This window comes from Methylocella sp. (genome assembly GCF_044226135.1).
Taxonomy (GTDB): Bacteria; Pseudomonadota; Alphaproteobacteria; order Rhizobiales; family Beijerinckiaceae; genus Methylocapsa.
Map to the genome: position 1 here is coordinate 1 of NZ_JBGAHM010000055.1, position 13,546 is coordinate 13,546.

Sequence of the window (13,546 nt, forward strand, 5' to 3'; positions counted from 1 at the left end):
TGGTGGATCCGGCAGGCGATCACCCGCTCGATCGCCGATCAGGCCCGCACCATCCGCATCCCGGTGCACATGATCGAGACGATCAACAAGATCGTGCGCACCTCGCGCCAGATGCTGCATGAGATCGGCCGCGAGCCGACGCCCGAAGAGCTCGCCGAAAAGCTCGCCATGCCGCTCGAAAAGGTGCGCAAGGTGCTCAAGATCGCCAAGGAGCCGATCTCGCTCGAAACGCCGATCGGCGACGAGGAGGATTCCCACCTCGGCGACTTCATCGAGGACAAGAACGCGATCCTGCCGATCGACGCGGCGATCCAGTCCAACCTGCGCGAGACCACCACGCGGGTGCTCGCCTCGCTCACGCCGCGCGAGGAACGCGTGCTGCGCATGCGCTTCGGCATCGGCATGAACACCGACCACACGCTGGAGGAGGTCGGCCAGCAGTTCTCGGTGACGCGCGAGCGCATCCGCCAGATCGAGGCCAAGGCGCTGCGGAAGCTGAAGCACCCGTCGCGCTCGCGCAAGCTGCGCAGCTTTCTGGACAATTAGGACGGCGTCCGACCGGATGGCGACATCCGGTCGATCAGACATCGCGCCAGCTTCAAAGCCCGCGCGTCATCTTTTCGACCGGGATCGGTCGATCCGGCCGGATGACGCGCCAGAGCGCCGGGGCTGCGGCGGCCTGAAGCCGCCGCCGGGCGTCACTGGCTCGAACGAAACAGCTGCTGATGCAAGGCGTCGGGCATTTTGCCTTCGGGCAGCGCGACCATCATGTGGCCGTCCATCTTGACCAGATAGACGGTTCCCTTCGTGCCGTCGGCGAAGGTCACCTCCTGCGACTTCACGACGTCGACCTCCATCATCTTGGCTTGCGCGACGGCGCCGCATGACACGGCCGCGCCGAGGACGGCGGCGAAAAGAGCCTGCTTCAACATGATCCCTGCTCCGGTTGCGGACGGCCGGGGCGGCCGTCGCAGGCTATTACGCGGCGGCGGGCGCTTTTGTTTCATAAGGGCGGCGCACAAAGCGTCGGCGGATCGGCGCGCGCGTGTCGATCCCTGAGCTCGCGCCGGTCTGCGCGTCGATGAGCCCGTCGTCGGGCCTCGCCCGCCGGTCAGCGCCGCAGGAGCCGCGCCGCGCCGGGAAGGCGCGCCTGCCAGCCGGCGCGCTCAAGCTCCGGGTCCGCGTGCTCCTCCTGCGGATAGCCGACGCAGAGATAGGCGACGAGCTTCCAGCCGGCCGGAACCTCGAGCGCCGCCGCGATCTCGAACGGATCGAGAATCGACACCCAGCCGACCCCAAGGCCGCGCGCGCGGGCGGCGAGCCACAGGGCGTGGACGGCGGCGACGACCGAATAGTCGAGCGTCTCGGGCATGGTCGCCCGGCCGAGGCCATGCCCGGCCGCGGCGGCGTGGTCGCAGAAGACGGCGAGATGGACGGGCGCCTCCTTCAGCCCCGCGAGCTTGAGGCTGGCGTAGAGACGCGCGCGCTCGCCCTCGTAGCTTTTCAGCGCCGCCTCATTGCAGCGCAGGAAGCTTGACAGAACGTCGCCGCGCCGCGCCGCGCTCTCGACCGACACGAAACGCCACGGCTGGCTGGCGCCGACGGAGGGCGCCTGCGCGGCCGCTTCGAGCAGGCGCTCCAGCAGGCCGGCCGGAAGCGGATCGGGCCGGAAACGGCGGACGTCGCGCCGCCAGCGAAACAGTGCGTCGAGCGCGCGCAGAAAATCCTCGTCGAAGACGGGCGGCGCCTCCGCCGCCCCGGCCCCGGTCACCGGGCAGGCCCCCGGCCGCCGGCTTTAGTTGGCGAAGCGGAAATGCAGCACGTCCCCGTCGGCGACGACATACTCCTTGCCCTCCAGCCGGAATTTTCCGGCCTCGCGCGCGCCGGCTTCCCCGTTCGCGGCGACATAATCATCGTAGCCGATGGTCTCGGCGCGGATGAAGCCTTTTTCAAAATCGGTGTGGATCACGCCGGCCGCCGCCGGGGCCCGCGTGCCGGCCGCAATGGTCCAGGCCCGCGCCTCCTTGGGGCCGACGGTGAAATAGGTGATCAGGCGCAAAAGGTCGTAGCCCGCCCGGATCACCCGGTTGAGGCCGGGCTCCTCGAGCCCCACGGCCTCGAGATAATCCGTCTGCTCCCCGGCCGGCAGGACCGCGATCTCGCTCTCGATCTTGGCCGAGACGACGACCGCGACCGCGCCCTCCTCGGCCGCGCGCGCCGCCACGGCTTCTGAAAACGCGTTGCCCTCGGCCGCCGAAGCCTCCTCGACATTGCACACGTAAAGCACCGGCTTCGACGACAAAAGCCCCAGCGAACTGAACAGCTTGCGTTCGTCCGGCTTGACTTCGGCGAGCCGCGCCGGCCGGCCTTCGCGCAACAGAACGAGGCAGCGCATGACGAGATCGAGCGTCTCCTTCGCCTCCTTGTCGGCGCCCCTGGCTTTCTTTTCGAGCGCGACGACGCGCTTTTCGAGGCTTTCGAGATCGGCCAGCATCAGCTCGGTCTCGATCGTCTCGATGTCGGCGACAGGCGCGATCTTGCCCTCGACATGGGTCACGTCGTCATCGACGAAGCAGCGCACCACATGGGCGATCGCGTCGCATTCGCGGATATTGGCGAGAAACTGGTTGCCGAGCCCCTCGCCCTTCGAGGCGCCGCGCACGAGCCCGGCGATGTCGACGAAGGTAAGCCGCGTCGGGATGATCTCCTTCGAGCCGGCGATTTTCGCGAGCCGCTCGATGCGCGGATCGGGCACGGCGACGTCGCCGACGTTCGGCTCGATGGTGCAGAAGGGATAGTTCGCCGCCTGCGCCGCCGCCGTCTGCGTCAGCGCGTTGAAAAGAGTCGACTTGCCGACGTTCGGCAGGCCGACGATGCCGCATTTGAAGCCCATCGGTCAGGCGCTCTCGCAAAGCTCGTGAAATCGTCGCTGCGTGCTATCCGGCCATCGGGCCAAAAAAGCAAGGCGCAGCCTCAAGCCGCGCAAGGCCCGCGCAAGCTCAAACCCCCATAAACGACCGCAGCCACCGGAGGATCGCCCCTGCGGAGGGCGCCAGAGCCTCTATCGTCTTTTTCCATCCCTCGACCGTTTCGCCGGTCTTTTTGCCCGCCAACGCTACTTTCCACAGGGCGTTGACGGCGCTCGCGAGCGTAAAAGCCTGCGCTTTTCCCGGCTCGACGTCGCCGATCGGGTCAGGCGGCGGGGCTGGCGGCGCAGGAACAGAGTCCGTCGCGTCAGCGCCTGTCGGCGCGACCGCCGGCGGCGGCGCCGGCGCGCGCGTCAGGCTTTTGGCGACGCCGGCTCGACGCGCGACAAGGGGCGACTTGCGGCGAGACGCGCATGACGCCGCCGTCCGGCCGGCCCGGGCGTGGCGCAATCTGAAAGGAATGCGCCGAAGGCCGCCGCCACGGCGGCGGCGTCATGCGCGAGGCAAGAAGATCGCAAGAACGAATGTCAGACTGAGCGGCGCTGAAGACGCTGCGCCGCCCGTCAAAACCCCGCCGCGCTCATGTCCTTGAAAATCTTGGTCTGAAAGCCGTCGTCCTCGCCTTTTGCCAGCAGCGGGGCGTTGGCCGCGACGACATGCATGAGTTCGTCCAGCCAGCCGGCCTCGGACTTGGCGAAATCGCCGAGCACGTAATGGGTGACGAGCGCCTTGTCGCCCGGATGGCCGATGCCGAGCCGCACGCGGCGGTAGTCGGGCCCGAGATGGGCGGTGATCGACTTCAGCCCGTTGTGGCCGGCCGAGCCGCCGCCGGTCTTGACCCTGACCTTGCCGGGCGGAAGGTCGAGCTCGTCATGGAACACCACCACGTTGTTCACGGGGATCTTCAAAAACCGCGCCGCCTCGCTCACGGAGCGGCCGCTTTCGTTCATATAGGTCTGCGGCTCGAGCAGCAGCACGCGCTCGCCGCCGATCAGCGCCTCGCTCGCCAGCCCCTGATGCTTCTGCCGCAGCGGCGGCGCGGAATAATCGCGCGCGATGCGGTCGATCGCCATGAATCCGATGTTGTGGCGGTTTTTGGCGTAGTCCCGCCCGGGATTGCCGAGCCCGACGAAGAGGAGCATGGCGCGCGCCTTTGCCAAGCGATCAAGCCGAGGGGATCAAAAAAACGCCCGCCGGAGGGGCGGGCGTCGAAGGTCAGGCGCGCCAGGCGCGCGGCGCCCGGGCCGGGCTTACTTCTTCTTGGCGGCCGGAGCGGCGGCCGGCGCGGCCTTGCCGCCCTTGCCCTTGGGGGCCGCGGCGGCGGCGGCCGCCGCCGGATCTTCCGGAACCACGGCCGGAGGCGTGATGTTGGCGATGGTGTAGTCGCGCTCGGGCTGCGTCGCGCGGCAGCCCGGCGGCAGCGGCAGCGTCGCGAGATGCACCGAATCATTGATGTCGAGCGCCGCGGCGTCGACCGTCACCGCGTCGGGAATGGCGTCGGCCGGCACGCGCATTTCGATCGAATGGCGCACGACGTTGATCGTGCCGCCCTTCTTGACGCCGGGACAGGCCTCGCCGTTGACGATGTGCACCGGCACCTCGACCTTGAGCGTCGAGCCGGGCTTCAGCCGCAGGAAGTCGACGTGGAGCGGCAGGTCCTTGACCGGGTCGAGCTGATAGTCGCGCGGGATGACGCGCTGCTTCGCCCCGTCGATCTCGATCTCGAACTGCGTCGTGAGGAAGTGCCCGGCGTAGATGAGCTTGTTGACCTCGCGATAATCGAGCGCGATCGGTTCGGCTGGGTCGCCGCCGCCATAGATGACGCCAGGAATGCGGCCTTCACGACGAGTGCTGCGGGCGGCCCCCTTGCCGGTCCCGGCGCGCATCGTGGCCGCGAGAGTCTTGATCTCGGCCATTTTGCTGATCCTTGAAGAAAATTAAGAGCGTCCACGCCTCCAGGGGTGTCGGAAGGGACGCCGGCCGGCTTATAACCGCGGCGGCCGCGCGACGCAACGCCGCGCGGCGGAAGCAGGGAGCGCCAGCGCCATGGACGAGGACGCCGCCCCGCGGGCTCCGTCGCGCGCCGCACGGCGCGGCGGCCGCGCGCGTCTCCTCGTCGCCCTGCGCGACGGCGAAGCTTTTCTGATCTTTCTCGGCGTCCTCTGCGGCGCCTGCGCCGGCGTGTTCGCGGTGGCGATCCTGCGCACGGCCCTGTTTCTGCATGAACGCCTTTACGGCGACGAGCGGCTCAGCGCCATGGCGGCGCTCGATTCGCCGTGGCGCGCGCTGGTTCCGGCGGCCGGCGGCGTCATTCTCGGCCTCTCCGCCCTCATCGTGCGGCGCTGGCGGCCCGGCCGGCCGGTCGACCCGATCGAGGCCAACGCGCTGCGCGGCGGGCGCATGTCGCTCGCCGAGAGCGCGGTCATCGCCGTCCAGACGGCGCTCTCGAACGGCTTTGGCGCCTCGGTCGGGCTCGAGGCCGCCTATACGCAGATGGGGGCGGGCTTCGCCTCCTTTCTGGGCGCGAAGCTCGGCCTGCGCCGCGCCGACCTGCGCATGCTGGTCGGCTGCGGCGCGGCCGGGGCCATCGCCGCGGCCTTTTCGGCGCCGCTCACCGGCGCCTTCTACGCCTTCGAACTGGTGCTCGGCGCCTATACGCCGGCCGCGCTCGCGCCGGTCGGCGCCGCGGCGGTGGCCGGCGCGCTCGCGGCCCGGGCGCTCGGCGCGACGCCGGAGTTCGTCAAGATCGCCGATCCGGCGCCGACGCTGTTTTTGTCGGACATGGGGCTTCTGCTCGCGCTCGCCGCCTTCTGCGCGCTGTTCGGCGTCGCCGTGATGCGAGGGGTGACGCTGGTCGAAAAGGGATTTCAGCGCAGCCGCCTGCCCGGCGCGCTCCATCCCGTCGTCGGCGGGCTCGCGGTCGGCGCCCTCGCCCTCGCCTCGCCGCATGTGCTCTCCTCGGGCCATGAGGCCACGCATGTGCTGTTGCAGGAGACAAGCCCGGCGCTCGCCGTCCTTGCCTTCGGCGTCGCCGCCAAGGCGCTCGCCGCCGCCGTCTCGATCGGCTCGGGCTTTCGCGGCGGCCTGTTCTTCGCCTCGCTCTACATCGGCGCGCTGACCGGCTGGCTCGCCGCGGAGCTTTCGCCGTTCGTCGCGCCGCATGCGCCGCTCGACGGCGCGACGAGCGCGCTCGTCGGCATGACGAGCCTCGCCGTGGCCATCGTCGGCGGGCCGCTGACCATGGCTTTTCTCGCGCTCGAAATGACGCGCAGCCTGTCGCTGACGCTGCCGATTCTGGCTGCGGCGACGCTCTCCGCGCTGATCGTGCGCCGCGTCTTCGGCTATTCCTTCACCACCTGGCGGCTGCATCTGCGCGGCGAATCGATTCGCACCGCGCAGGACGTCGGCTGGATGCGCGACCTGACGGTCGGCCGGCTGATGCGCCGCGACTTCGCCCGCGCGCCCGTCGACGCCGACGCCGGGGCCGCGCTCGCGCGCGCCGGCGGGGACGCCGAAAAAGGCGCCCGCGACGGGGCCGGCCAGTGGGCCGGCCAAGGGATCGGCCAAGGGATCGGCCAAGGGATCGGCGAAGGGATCGGCGAAGGGGCCGGCAAGCAAGCCTGGATCGTCGCCGTCGGCGCCGAGGACGCCTATCGGGGCCTCGTCTTCGCGCCGGACCTGCGCCTGCTCGCGGCGGCGCGCTCCGGCGCGCGGGCGGGCGACGCGCTGCGCCTCGCCGACGTGTTTCTCGCGCCGCAGACCAACGCCGCGGAGGCGATGCGGCTGTTCCGCAACGCCGACTGCGAAGCGCTCGCCGTCGTCGACGACGGCGGACGCGCCGTCGGCCTTATGACCGAGGCCGCTTTGCTGCGCGCCTACGCGCAGGCGCTCGACAGCGCCCGGCGCGAACTCGCCGGCGAGCCGCGCCGCGGCGGCCGGTGAGCCCCGGACGTGACCGGGCCCGCGCCGAAAGGCTGAGACGAGACGCCGCAGCCTGGTTTGCGTCGGCTCAATCACGCGCGCGCGCCTTCGCCTATGATCTCCCGCGTCGCCAGATCCGGCCAAGCCGGCGCGACGCCCGCAAAGAGAAGCCCGGCCCGATTTCCATCAGCCGGCCCGATTTTACGTTCTCCGCGTTCTGTGCTTTCCTGTCAGGACGCGGCGAACCCGAAACGAAACCGCCGCGCGGCGGTTTCGCGCCGCCGGCCGCAACGCCCTGGCCGGGTCTCGCCATGACCTGCCCCGTCCGGCCGTCGACGCCGGCCGGCGCGCCGTTTCCGGCTTCCGCCGGCATGTCTGGTCCTCTGCCGGCACGTCTGGTCCTCTGCCGGCACGTCTGGGTTTCCTCCCGGAACGTCGCCGGCTTCCGGGCGCGGCCTCGGCAAGGGCGGCGCGGCCTCGGCAAGAGCGGCGCGGCCTCGGCAAGGGCGACGACGTCCGGCGCGATCCAGGCCCGGCGCCGGATTTTGTCGCCTGAAAGGCCTGTTCCGCGCTTTCCTGCTGTTTTTCGTTCTCGAGGAATTTTCGCATGTCCGACGCCGTGACGCTCGCGCCGCCCGCCGCCTCCCCGACGACCTCCCCCGCCGGCGATCATGTCGTGATCGACGGCGTGACGCTCGGCCTCAACGACGTCTTCAACCGCGAGATGACCACGCCGAAAAAGGCCGCCGAATATAAGGAGCTCTTCTTCGCCGCCGCGCCCTACCCGCATATCGTCTTCGACGGGCTGTTCAATCCGCGTCTGCTCGAACTCGTGCTCGCCGATTTCGACCGGCTGAAATTCTCGGAATGGCGCCGCTACGACAATTCCAACGAACTGAAGCGCGGCTCGGCGCCCAAGACCCGCCTCGGCGCGGCGAGCCAGCTCTATTTCAGCACGATCTATTCGGGCGAATTCGTCGAATTCATCGAGGCCGTCACCGGCATCGAGGGCCTCGTGACCGATCCCGAGCTCTACGCCGGCGGCCTGCACGACATTCCGCCGGGCGGCAAGTTCTCGATGCACATCGACTTCAACCAGCATTCGGTGACGAAGCTCGACAACCGGCTGGTGTTCATCACTTACCTCAACCGCGACTGGCGGCTCGAATATGGCGGCGACCTCGAGCTGTGGGACCTTGAAACGCGCGCATGCGTCGATCGCGTCGTGCCGGAGTTCGGCCGCACCGTGATGTTCTACCAGTCGTCGAAGAGCCTGCACGGCCACCCCAATCCGGTCGACGCGCCGAACGGACGCCATCGCCGCTCGGCCGCGGCCTATTTCTACTCGAACGGCCGCGCCGACGGCGACGGCCCGGAGTTCCACACCACGCTGTTTCCGACCCAGGCGTTGTCGAACGACACCGAACGGCTGCGCAATTTCGCCAAATACGTGCTGCCGCCGGTCGCCTTCGACGCGGCGCGCAAGGTCAAGTCCCTGCTCGGGAAATAAGGGGTTGCACGATGGAGCGCGCCGCGGCGCGCTCCATGCTATAAGCGGCCCCTGTCTCTTCAAGGGAACGCTCAGCCTTGGCCTCTCCCCCCCGGGCCGCCGCCCCCCGCCGGCTCGTCGCGCCGGACCCGCGCCTCGACGACGCCGACGCCTCGCTGCGCCCGCTGAGCCTTTCGGAGTTCACCGGGCAGGCGGCGGCGCGCGCCAACCTCAAGGTCTTCATCGAAGCGGCGCGGACGCGGCGCGAGGCGCTCGACCATGTGCTGTTCTGGGGTCCGCCGGGCCTCGGCAAGACCACCCTCGCCCAGATCGTGGCGCGCGAGCTCGGCGTCAATTTCCGCTCGACCTCGGGCCCGGTCATCGCCAAGGCCGGCGACCTCGCGGCCCAGCTGACCGGGCTCGAAGAGCGCGACGTCCTGTTCATCGACGAGATCCACCGCCTCAATCCGGCGGTCGAGGAAATTCTTTATCCGGCGATGGAGGATTTCCAGCTCGACCTGATGATCGGCGAGGGGCCCGGGGCGCGCTCGGTCAAGATCGACCTCGCGAAATTCACCCTCGTCGGCGCGACGACGCGCGCGGGCCTCCTGACGACGCCGCTGCGCGACCGCTTCGGCATTCCGGTCAGGCTCGACTATTATACGGTCGAGGAGCTTGAAAGCATCGTGCGGCGCGGCGCGCGCGTGCTCGGCGTCGCCATCGCCGCCGAAGGCGCGAACGAGATCGCGCGGCGCGCGCGCGGCACCCCGCGCATCGCCGGGCGGCTGTTGCGCCGCGTGCGCGACTTCGCCGCCGTCGACGGCGACCCCGAAATCACCCGCGCCGTCGCCGACCGCGCCCTGCGCCTGCTCGACGTCGACGCGGTCGGGCTCGACCAGATGGACCGGCGCTTCCTCGAAACCATCGCCGTCTCCTTCTCGGGCGGGCCGGTCGGAGTCGAGACGCTCGCCGCCGCGCTGTCCGAGCCGCGCGACGCGATCGAGGACATCATCGAGCCCTATCTGATCCAGCAGGGATTTTTGCAGCGCACGCCGCGCGGGCGCATGCTCGCCCCGCGCGGCTGGCGACACATCGGCCTGCCCGAGCCGCGGCGCGACCCGGCCGATCCGCCGCTTTTCCTCGAGGCCGAAGCCGGGCCGGACGCGGACGGCTGAGCGCCGCGCGCCGCCGGCCGCGAAGCGCTCGGCTCACGGCCGCGCCGCGCCGGCGAGCGCCAGCACGGCCGCGCCCTCCGCCGGCTCCGGCGCGGGCGAATCCGCCCGCCGCGTCGCCTGAAGCGCCGCCTCGACGCGGGCGGCCGCCTCGCGCGCCAGCGCCTTGCGGTCGAAGCCGCGCCCGACGGCGAGGGGTTCGCAGAAGCTGATCCGGCATTCCATGCCGCCTTCGCGCAGCACGCGCCACAGATGCGGCAGAAGCGCGTCGTCGCCGAGCCAGGGCGCGACCGGCGAGGAATAGCAGATCGCCATCGGCTGCACGAACGCATGGCCCGCGCTCAGATCGCGCGCCAGAAAATCGCGCAGGCTCGCGAAATGCGAGCTGAAGAAGCGCGGCGCGGCGTCGGCGTCGAGCGTCGTGCCCTGCGGAAACATCAGCATCCGCCGCCCGTCGGCGAGGCGGCGCGCCATCAAGGCGTTGGCCCCGGGAATGGAGCGCCTGCGCCTGCGGTCGACGAACACCGTCCCCTGCGCGCGCGCCGCCCGGCCGATGAGCGGCCAGAGTCCGACCTCGCGCTTGGCGAGAAAACAGAAATCCTCGGCGAGGCGCAGCGCCGGAACGTCGATCCACGACACATGGTTGGCGACGAACAGGACCGGCCCCGGCGCGGCGCGCCCCGAAACGACCACGCGCACGCGCAGCGCGTCGAGCAGCCCCCTGCAAAGCGCGGCGCGGCCGAACAGGCGGGCGCCAGAGCGCGCCGCAAGCCGCCGCGCCGGCCAGACGACGCCAAGGCCGTAGGCGAGCGCCAGCAGAAGTTTCAAGGCGCGCAGGAAGGTCATGGGGCGTGCGGGACCGTGCGGGCCCCAAAGCGAGGCTTGCGCCCTTGTACGGCGCGGGCCTTGCAGTTTCATGACGCCGGCCGGCGCGCGACGGACGCGGCGTCGTCGATCCGCCGCGCGCGCGTCATCAAAGCTTCGCCGCACGGCCCTAGACCCGTTTCGGCCGGACGAGACGCCGGCCGCGGGCTCACCGCCTCGCCGCCGGAGCCGGCGCGAGGCCTTGCGCGGACCAGGCCATTGACGCACAGCTTCGACCCTTCGCGCGAAGGGGCCGCGCCGTCCTATTTTTCGCCCTCGAGCCTGCTCGCCTTCGCGTCGCGCCGTCGCGGCGAGGAGGCCCTGCTCGGCCGCTTCGGCGCCTTCGAGGTCCGCCTCGCCGCCGCCCGCAAGGAGGTGCGCAGGGCGCAGAAACTGCGCTATCGCGTGTTCTTCGAGGAGGGCGGCGCGAAGCCCGACGCCGCCTCGCGGCTCGCGCGGCGCGACCTTTGCGCCTTCGACCGCGTCTGCGAACATCTGCTCGTCTATGACATGGAGGCGCTCAACCGCTTCGGGCGGCGCAAGCCCAGGGTCGTCGGCGCCTACCGGCTGCTGACGCAGGAGGCGGCGGCGCGCAATTTCGGCTTCTACAGCGCGCGCGAGTTCGACCTTGCGCCGCTGCTCGCGCGACGGCCGCAGACGCGGTTTCTGGAGCTCGGCCGCGCCTGCGTCGACGCGCGCTATCGCTCGAAACGCGTCGTCGAGCTTTTGTGGCGCGGCCTGTGGATCTATGCGCAGCGCGAGCGCGTCGACGCGCTGATCGGCTGCGCCAGCCTTGCGGGGGCGGACCCCGAAGCGCTCGCCCTGCCGCTGAGCTTTTTGCATCATCACGCGGGGGCCGGCGCGGAATGGGGCGTGCGTCCGCCCGAGGGGCGCCGCATCGAGATGAACCTGATGCCGGCGCAGGCGGTCGACGCGCGCCGGGCGCTCGCGGCCATGCCGCCGCTGCTCAAGGCCTATCTGCGCGTCGGCGCCAAATTCGGCGACGGCGCCGTGCTCGACCCGCAGTTCGGCACGATCGACGTGTTCACGGTCATGCCCGTCGCCGAAGTCGCCGCGCGCTACGCCGCCTATTTCGGCGCGCCGATGGAGCGGCCGGACGGCGCGCTCGCCTGACGGATTTTTCGGCGCGCCGACGCCGCGCCAGCCCCGCGCAAGCCGCCGGGCGGACACTGTCCGGGCTTTTCCCTGCGAAAGTCCGGCTCCATGAACGCGACTCTCACCTACACGATGCTGGCGAAGGATTTCTCCAAATCCCTCGCCAGGACCGCGTCCGACCCGATCGTGAAGCGCGAGACGGCCTATTTCGAGAAGACGATCGGCTCGATCAGGTCGGTCGACGACTTCATGAAGAACCAGCGCGTCTACGCCTATGCGCTGAAGGCCTTCGGACTGTCCGACATGGCCTACGCCCGCGGCATGATCCGCAAGGTGCTGGAGCAGGGCGCGTCCGATCCCGCGAGCCTCGCCAACACGCTCAACGACCAGCGCTACAAGGCGCTCGCCAAAGCCTTCGACTTCGCCGGCGCGGGCGCGGCGGCGACGGGTTCGCCCGATCTCGTCGCCACGACGAAGGCCGACTATCTGCTGCAGTCGCTCGAGACGCAGGTCGGCAAGGAGAACGCCGGCGCGCAGATGGCGCTCTATTTCAGGCGCGTCGCCCCGACGGTGACGAGCGCCTACGGGCTGCTCGGCGACAAAACGCTGCTGAGCGTGACGCAGACGGCCTTCGGGCTGTCGCCCTCGACGTCGCAGCAGACCATCGACCGGCAGGCGAAGACGATCAATTCGCTCCTCAAGATCTCCGACCTTCAAGATCCCGCCAAGCTTGAAAAGCTGATCGAGCGCTTCACCGCCCGCTACGACATGAAGAATCCGGGCGGCGCGGCGACGGCGCCTGTCTCGGCGATGCAGGTGACGCAGCCCGAAATCAGCCAGAACCTCCTGATGAGCCTCGCCAATCTCAAGCTCGGAGGCGTCTAGCCATGCAGGCCGGCCTTTACGTCGCGCTCTCCGCCCAGGTCGCGCTCGACCGGCGCCTGACCACGCTCGCCTCGAACATCGCCAACATGTCGACGCCCGGCTACCGCGCCGAGGAGGTCGAGTTCAAGAGCCTCGTGTCGCGGACCGGGCCCGAGCCCGTCGCCTTCTCCTCGAACGGCGCGCCGTTCATTTCGCGCCGCCAGGGCGTGCCGATCAAGACCGACAATCCGCTCGACGTCGCCGTTCAGGGCGAAGGCTGGCTCGCGCTCGAGACGCCGTCCGGGACCGTCTACACCAAGGACGGGCGCATGCGCATGGAGGAGAGCGGGGCCCTCGTCAGCGTCGACGGCTATCCGGTGCTCGACGCCGGCGCGACGGCGATCCTGCTCGACCCCGACGGCGGGCCGCCGCATGTCGCGCAGGACGGCATGATCACCCAGAACGGGCGGCAGATCGGCGCGATCGGCGTGTTCCGCCTCGATCCGCAGGCGAAGCTCGCGCGGTTCGAAAACTCCGCCGTGAAAAGCGACCTGCCGGCCGAAGCCGAGCTCGATTTCTCGAACAACGGCCTGGCGCAGGGCTTCATCGAGGGCGCGAACGTCAATCCCGTGCTCGAAATGGCCAAGCTCATCATGGTCACGCGCGCCTTCGACGGCATCAACGCCGCGACCGAGGGCGCCGAAAGCTCGCTCAAGAGCGCAATCAAGACGCTCGGCGGACAATCTTGAGCGCGGCGGCCGAAGCGCCTCCCCCCGCGCAGGGCGGAGCGGCGCCCGCTCCCGCCCGGTCGCCCGCCGCGCCGGCGAGCCGGCCGCGCCCGCTCGCCCGGCTCGCCGCGGCGATCGAGCGCGCGCGCGACGAGCCGCTGCTTCGGGTGAGCGGCGAAGTCACGGAAGTCGCGCCGTCGCACGCCTGCGTCGCCGGGCTGTCGCATCTTGTGGAGCTTGGCGACTGCGTCAGCTTCGGCGGCCCCGACGGGCTGACGCATCGCGGCGAAATCGTGCGCATCGACCCGGAACTCGCGCGTGTGAAAAGTTTCGAGGCCGGCGCGCTGACGCGGCTTGGCGAGCGCGTCTACCGCGCCGGGCCGCTGCGGCTTTGGCCTGACCGGAGCTGGAAGGGCCGCGTCGTCGACGCCTTCGGCGCGCCGATCGACGGGCTCGGGCCGCTGC

14 protein-coding genes and 1 pseudogene are annotated in these 13,546 nt (G+C 70.3%); 8 read left to right on the forward strand and 7 right to left on the reverse strand.

Annotated elements, in window-relative coordinates; genetic code table 11:
* Positions 1-546, forward strand: a 546-nt coding sequence (locus tag ACILRB_RS15270; RefSeq protein ID WP_395667154.1) for a sigma-70 family RNA polymerase sigma factor, incomplete at its 5' end; no start/stop codon positions are given.
* Positions 547-698: 152 nt separating this feature from the next.
* Here the strand turns inward: ACILRB_RS15270 and ACILRB_RS15275 are convergent.
* From ACILRB_RS15275 to ACILRB_RS15295, 5 genes are all read right to left on the reverse strand, one after another.
* Positions 699-932: a hypothetical protein gene (locus tag ACILRB_RS15275; protein ID WP_395667155.1), complete on the reverse strand. Its 234-nt coding sequence runs from the start codon at positions 930-932 to the stop codon at positions 699-701.
* A gap of 179 nt (positions 933-1,111) precedes the next feature.
* Positions 1,112-1,771 (reverse strand): 5,6-dimethylbenzimidazole synthase, encoded by a 660-nt coding sequence (bluB, locus tag ACILRB_RS15280; protein ID WP_395667156.1) that lies wholly within the window; start codon positions 1,769-1,771, stop codon positions 1,112-1,114.
* Positions 1,772-1,795: 24 nt separating this feature from the next.
* Positions 1,796-2,893 (reverse strand): redox-regulated ATPase YchF, encoded by a 1,098-nt coding sequence (ychF, locus tag ACILRB_RS15285; protein ID WP_395667157.1) that lies wholly within the window; start codon positions 2,891-2,893, stop codon positions 1,796-1,798.
* Positions 2,894-3,490: 597 nt separating this feature from the next.
* Positions 3,491-4,069 carry an aminoacyl-tRNA hydrolase gene (gene pth / locus ACILRB_RS15290; RefSeq protein ID WP_395667158.1) on the reverse strand — a complete coding sequence of 193 codons (579 nt, stop codon included), beginning with the start codon at positions 4,067-4,069 and terminating at the stop codon, positions 3,491-3,493.
* Positions 4,070-4,177: 108 nt separating this feature from the next.
* Positions 4,178-4,843 carry a 50S ribosomal protein L25/general stress protein Ctc gene (locus ACILRB_RS15295; RefSeq protein WP_395667159.1) on the reverse strand — a complete coding sequence of 222 codons (666 nt, stop codon included), beginning with the start codon at positions 4,841-4,843 and terminating at the stop codon, positions 4,178-4,180.
* Positions 4,844-4,973: 130 nt separating this feature from the next.
* Here ACILRB_RS15295 and ACILRB_RS15300 point away from each other — a divergent pair, with 130 nt between their 5' ends.
* Positions 4,974-6,869, forward strand: a complete 1,896-nt coding sequence (locus tag ACILRB_RS15300) for a chloride channel protein (protein WP_395667160.1) — start codon at positions 4,974-4,976, stop codon at positions 6,867-6,869.
* Positions 6,870-6,960: 91 nt separating this feature from the next.
* Here ACILRB_RS15300 and ACILRB_RS15305 read toward each other — a convergent pair whose 3' ends face one another.
* The gene (locus ACILRB_RS15305) at positions 6,961-7,221 is read right to left on the reverse strand and encodes a hypothetical protein (protein WP_395667161.1); all 261 of its coding nucleotides are present in this window, start codon (positions 7,219-7,221) and stop codon (positions 6,961-6,963) included.
* Between the two features lie 234 nt (positions 7,222-7,455).
* Between ACILRB_RS15305 and ACILRB_RS15310 the strand changes: the two genes are divergently transcribed.
* On the forward strand, positions 7,456-8,358 hold the full coding sequence (locus tag ACILRB_RS15310) for a 2OG-Fe(II) oxygenase (protein WP_395667162.1): 903 nt from the start codon (positions 7,456-7,458) through the stop codon (positions 8,356-8,358).
* 77 nt (positions 8,359-8,435) lie between these two features.
* Positions 8,436-9,512 carry a Holliday junction branch migration DNA helicase RuvB gene (ruvB, locus tag ACILRB_RS15315; RefSeq protein ID WP_395667163.1) on the forward strand — a complete coding sequence of 359 codons (1,077 nt, stop codon included), beginning with the start codon at positions 8,436-8,438 and terminating at the stop codon, positions 9,510-9,512.
* Positions 9,513-9,545: 33 nt separating this feature from the next.
* Here ruvB and ACILRB_RS15320 read toward each other — a convergent pair whose 3' ends face one another.
* Positions 9,546-10,355, reverse strand: coding sequence for a lysophospholipid acyltransferase family protein (locus tag ACILRB_RS15320; protein ID WP_395667164.1), 810 nt, complete (start codon positions 10,353-10,355; stop codon positions 9,546-9,548).
* Between the two features lie 237 nt (positions 10,356-10,592).
* Between ACILRB_RS15320 and ACILRB_RS15325 the strand changes: the two genes are divergently transcribed.
* From ACILRB_RS15325 to ACILRB_RS15340, 4 genes and pseudogenes are all read left to right on the forward strand, one after another.
* Complete coding sequence (locus ACILRB_RS15325; protein WP_395667165.1) at positions 10,593-11,507, forward strand: GNAT family N-acetyltransferase; 915 nt, start codon at positions 10,593-10,595, stop codon at positions 11,505-11,507.
* A gap of 90 nt (positions 11,508-11,597) precedes the next feature.
* Positions 11,598-12,374: a DUF1217 domain-containing protein gene (locus tag ACILRB_RS15330; protein WP_395667166.1), complete on the forward strand. Its 777-nt coding sequence runs from the start codon at positions 11,598-11,600 to the stop codon at positions 12,372-12,374.
* Between the two features lie 2 nt (positions 12,375-12,376).
* Complete coding sequence (gene flgF / locus ACILRB_RS15335; protein WP_395667167.1) at positions 12,377-13,102, forward strand: flagellar basal-body rod protein FlgF; 726 nt, start codon at positions 12,377-12,379, stop codon at positions 13,100-13,102.
* A pseudogene (locus ACILRB_RS15340) lies at positions 13,099-13,546 on the forward strand (hypothetical protein); the annotation flags it as partial. The gene flgF and the pseudogene ACILRB_RS15340, both read left to right, overlap by 4 nt.

Coding starts and splice junctions, on each gene's coding strand:
- ACILRB_RS15320 (WP_395667164.1), bottom strand. CDS start 10,355: ATGACCTTCCTGCGCGCCTTGAAACTTCTGCTGGCGCTCGCCTACGGC.
- ACILRB_RS15310 (WP_395667162.1), top strand. CDS start 7,456: ATGTCCGACGCCGTGACGCTCGCGCCGCCCGCCGCCTCCCCGACGACC.
- ACILRB_RS15295 (WP_395667159.1), bottom strand. CDS start 4,843: ATGGCCGAGATCAAGACTCTCGCGGCCACGATGCGCGCCGGGACCGGC.
- pth (WP_395667158.1), bottom strand. CDS start 4,069: ATGCTCCTCTTCGTCGGGCTCGGCAATCCCGGGCGGGACTACGCCAAA.
- flgF (WP_395667167.1), top strand. CDS start 12,377: ATGCAGGCCGGCCTTTACGTCGCGCTCTCCGCCCAGGTCGCGCTCGAC.
- ACILRB_RS15330 (WP_395667166.1), top strand. CDS start 11,598: ATGAACGCGACTCTCACCTACACGATGCTGGCGAAGGATTTCTCCAAA.
- ACILRB_RS15300 (WP_395667160.1), top strand. CDS start 4,974: ATGGACGAGGACGCCGCCCCGCGGGCTCCGTCGCGCGCCGCACGGCGC.
- ychF (WP_395667157.1), bottom strand. CDS start 2,893: ATGGGCTTCAAATGCGGCATCGTCGGCCTGCCGAACGTCGGCAAGTCG.
- ACILRB_RS15275 (WP_395667155.1), bottom strand. CDS start 932: ATGTTGAAGCAGGCTCTTTTCGCCGCCGTCCTCGGCGCGGCCGTGTCA.
- ACILRB_RS15305 (WP_395667161.1), bottom strand. CDS start 7,221: ATGCCGGCGGAAGCCGGAAACGGCGCGCCGGCCGGCGTCGACGGCCGG.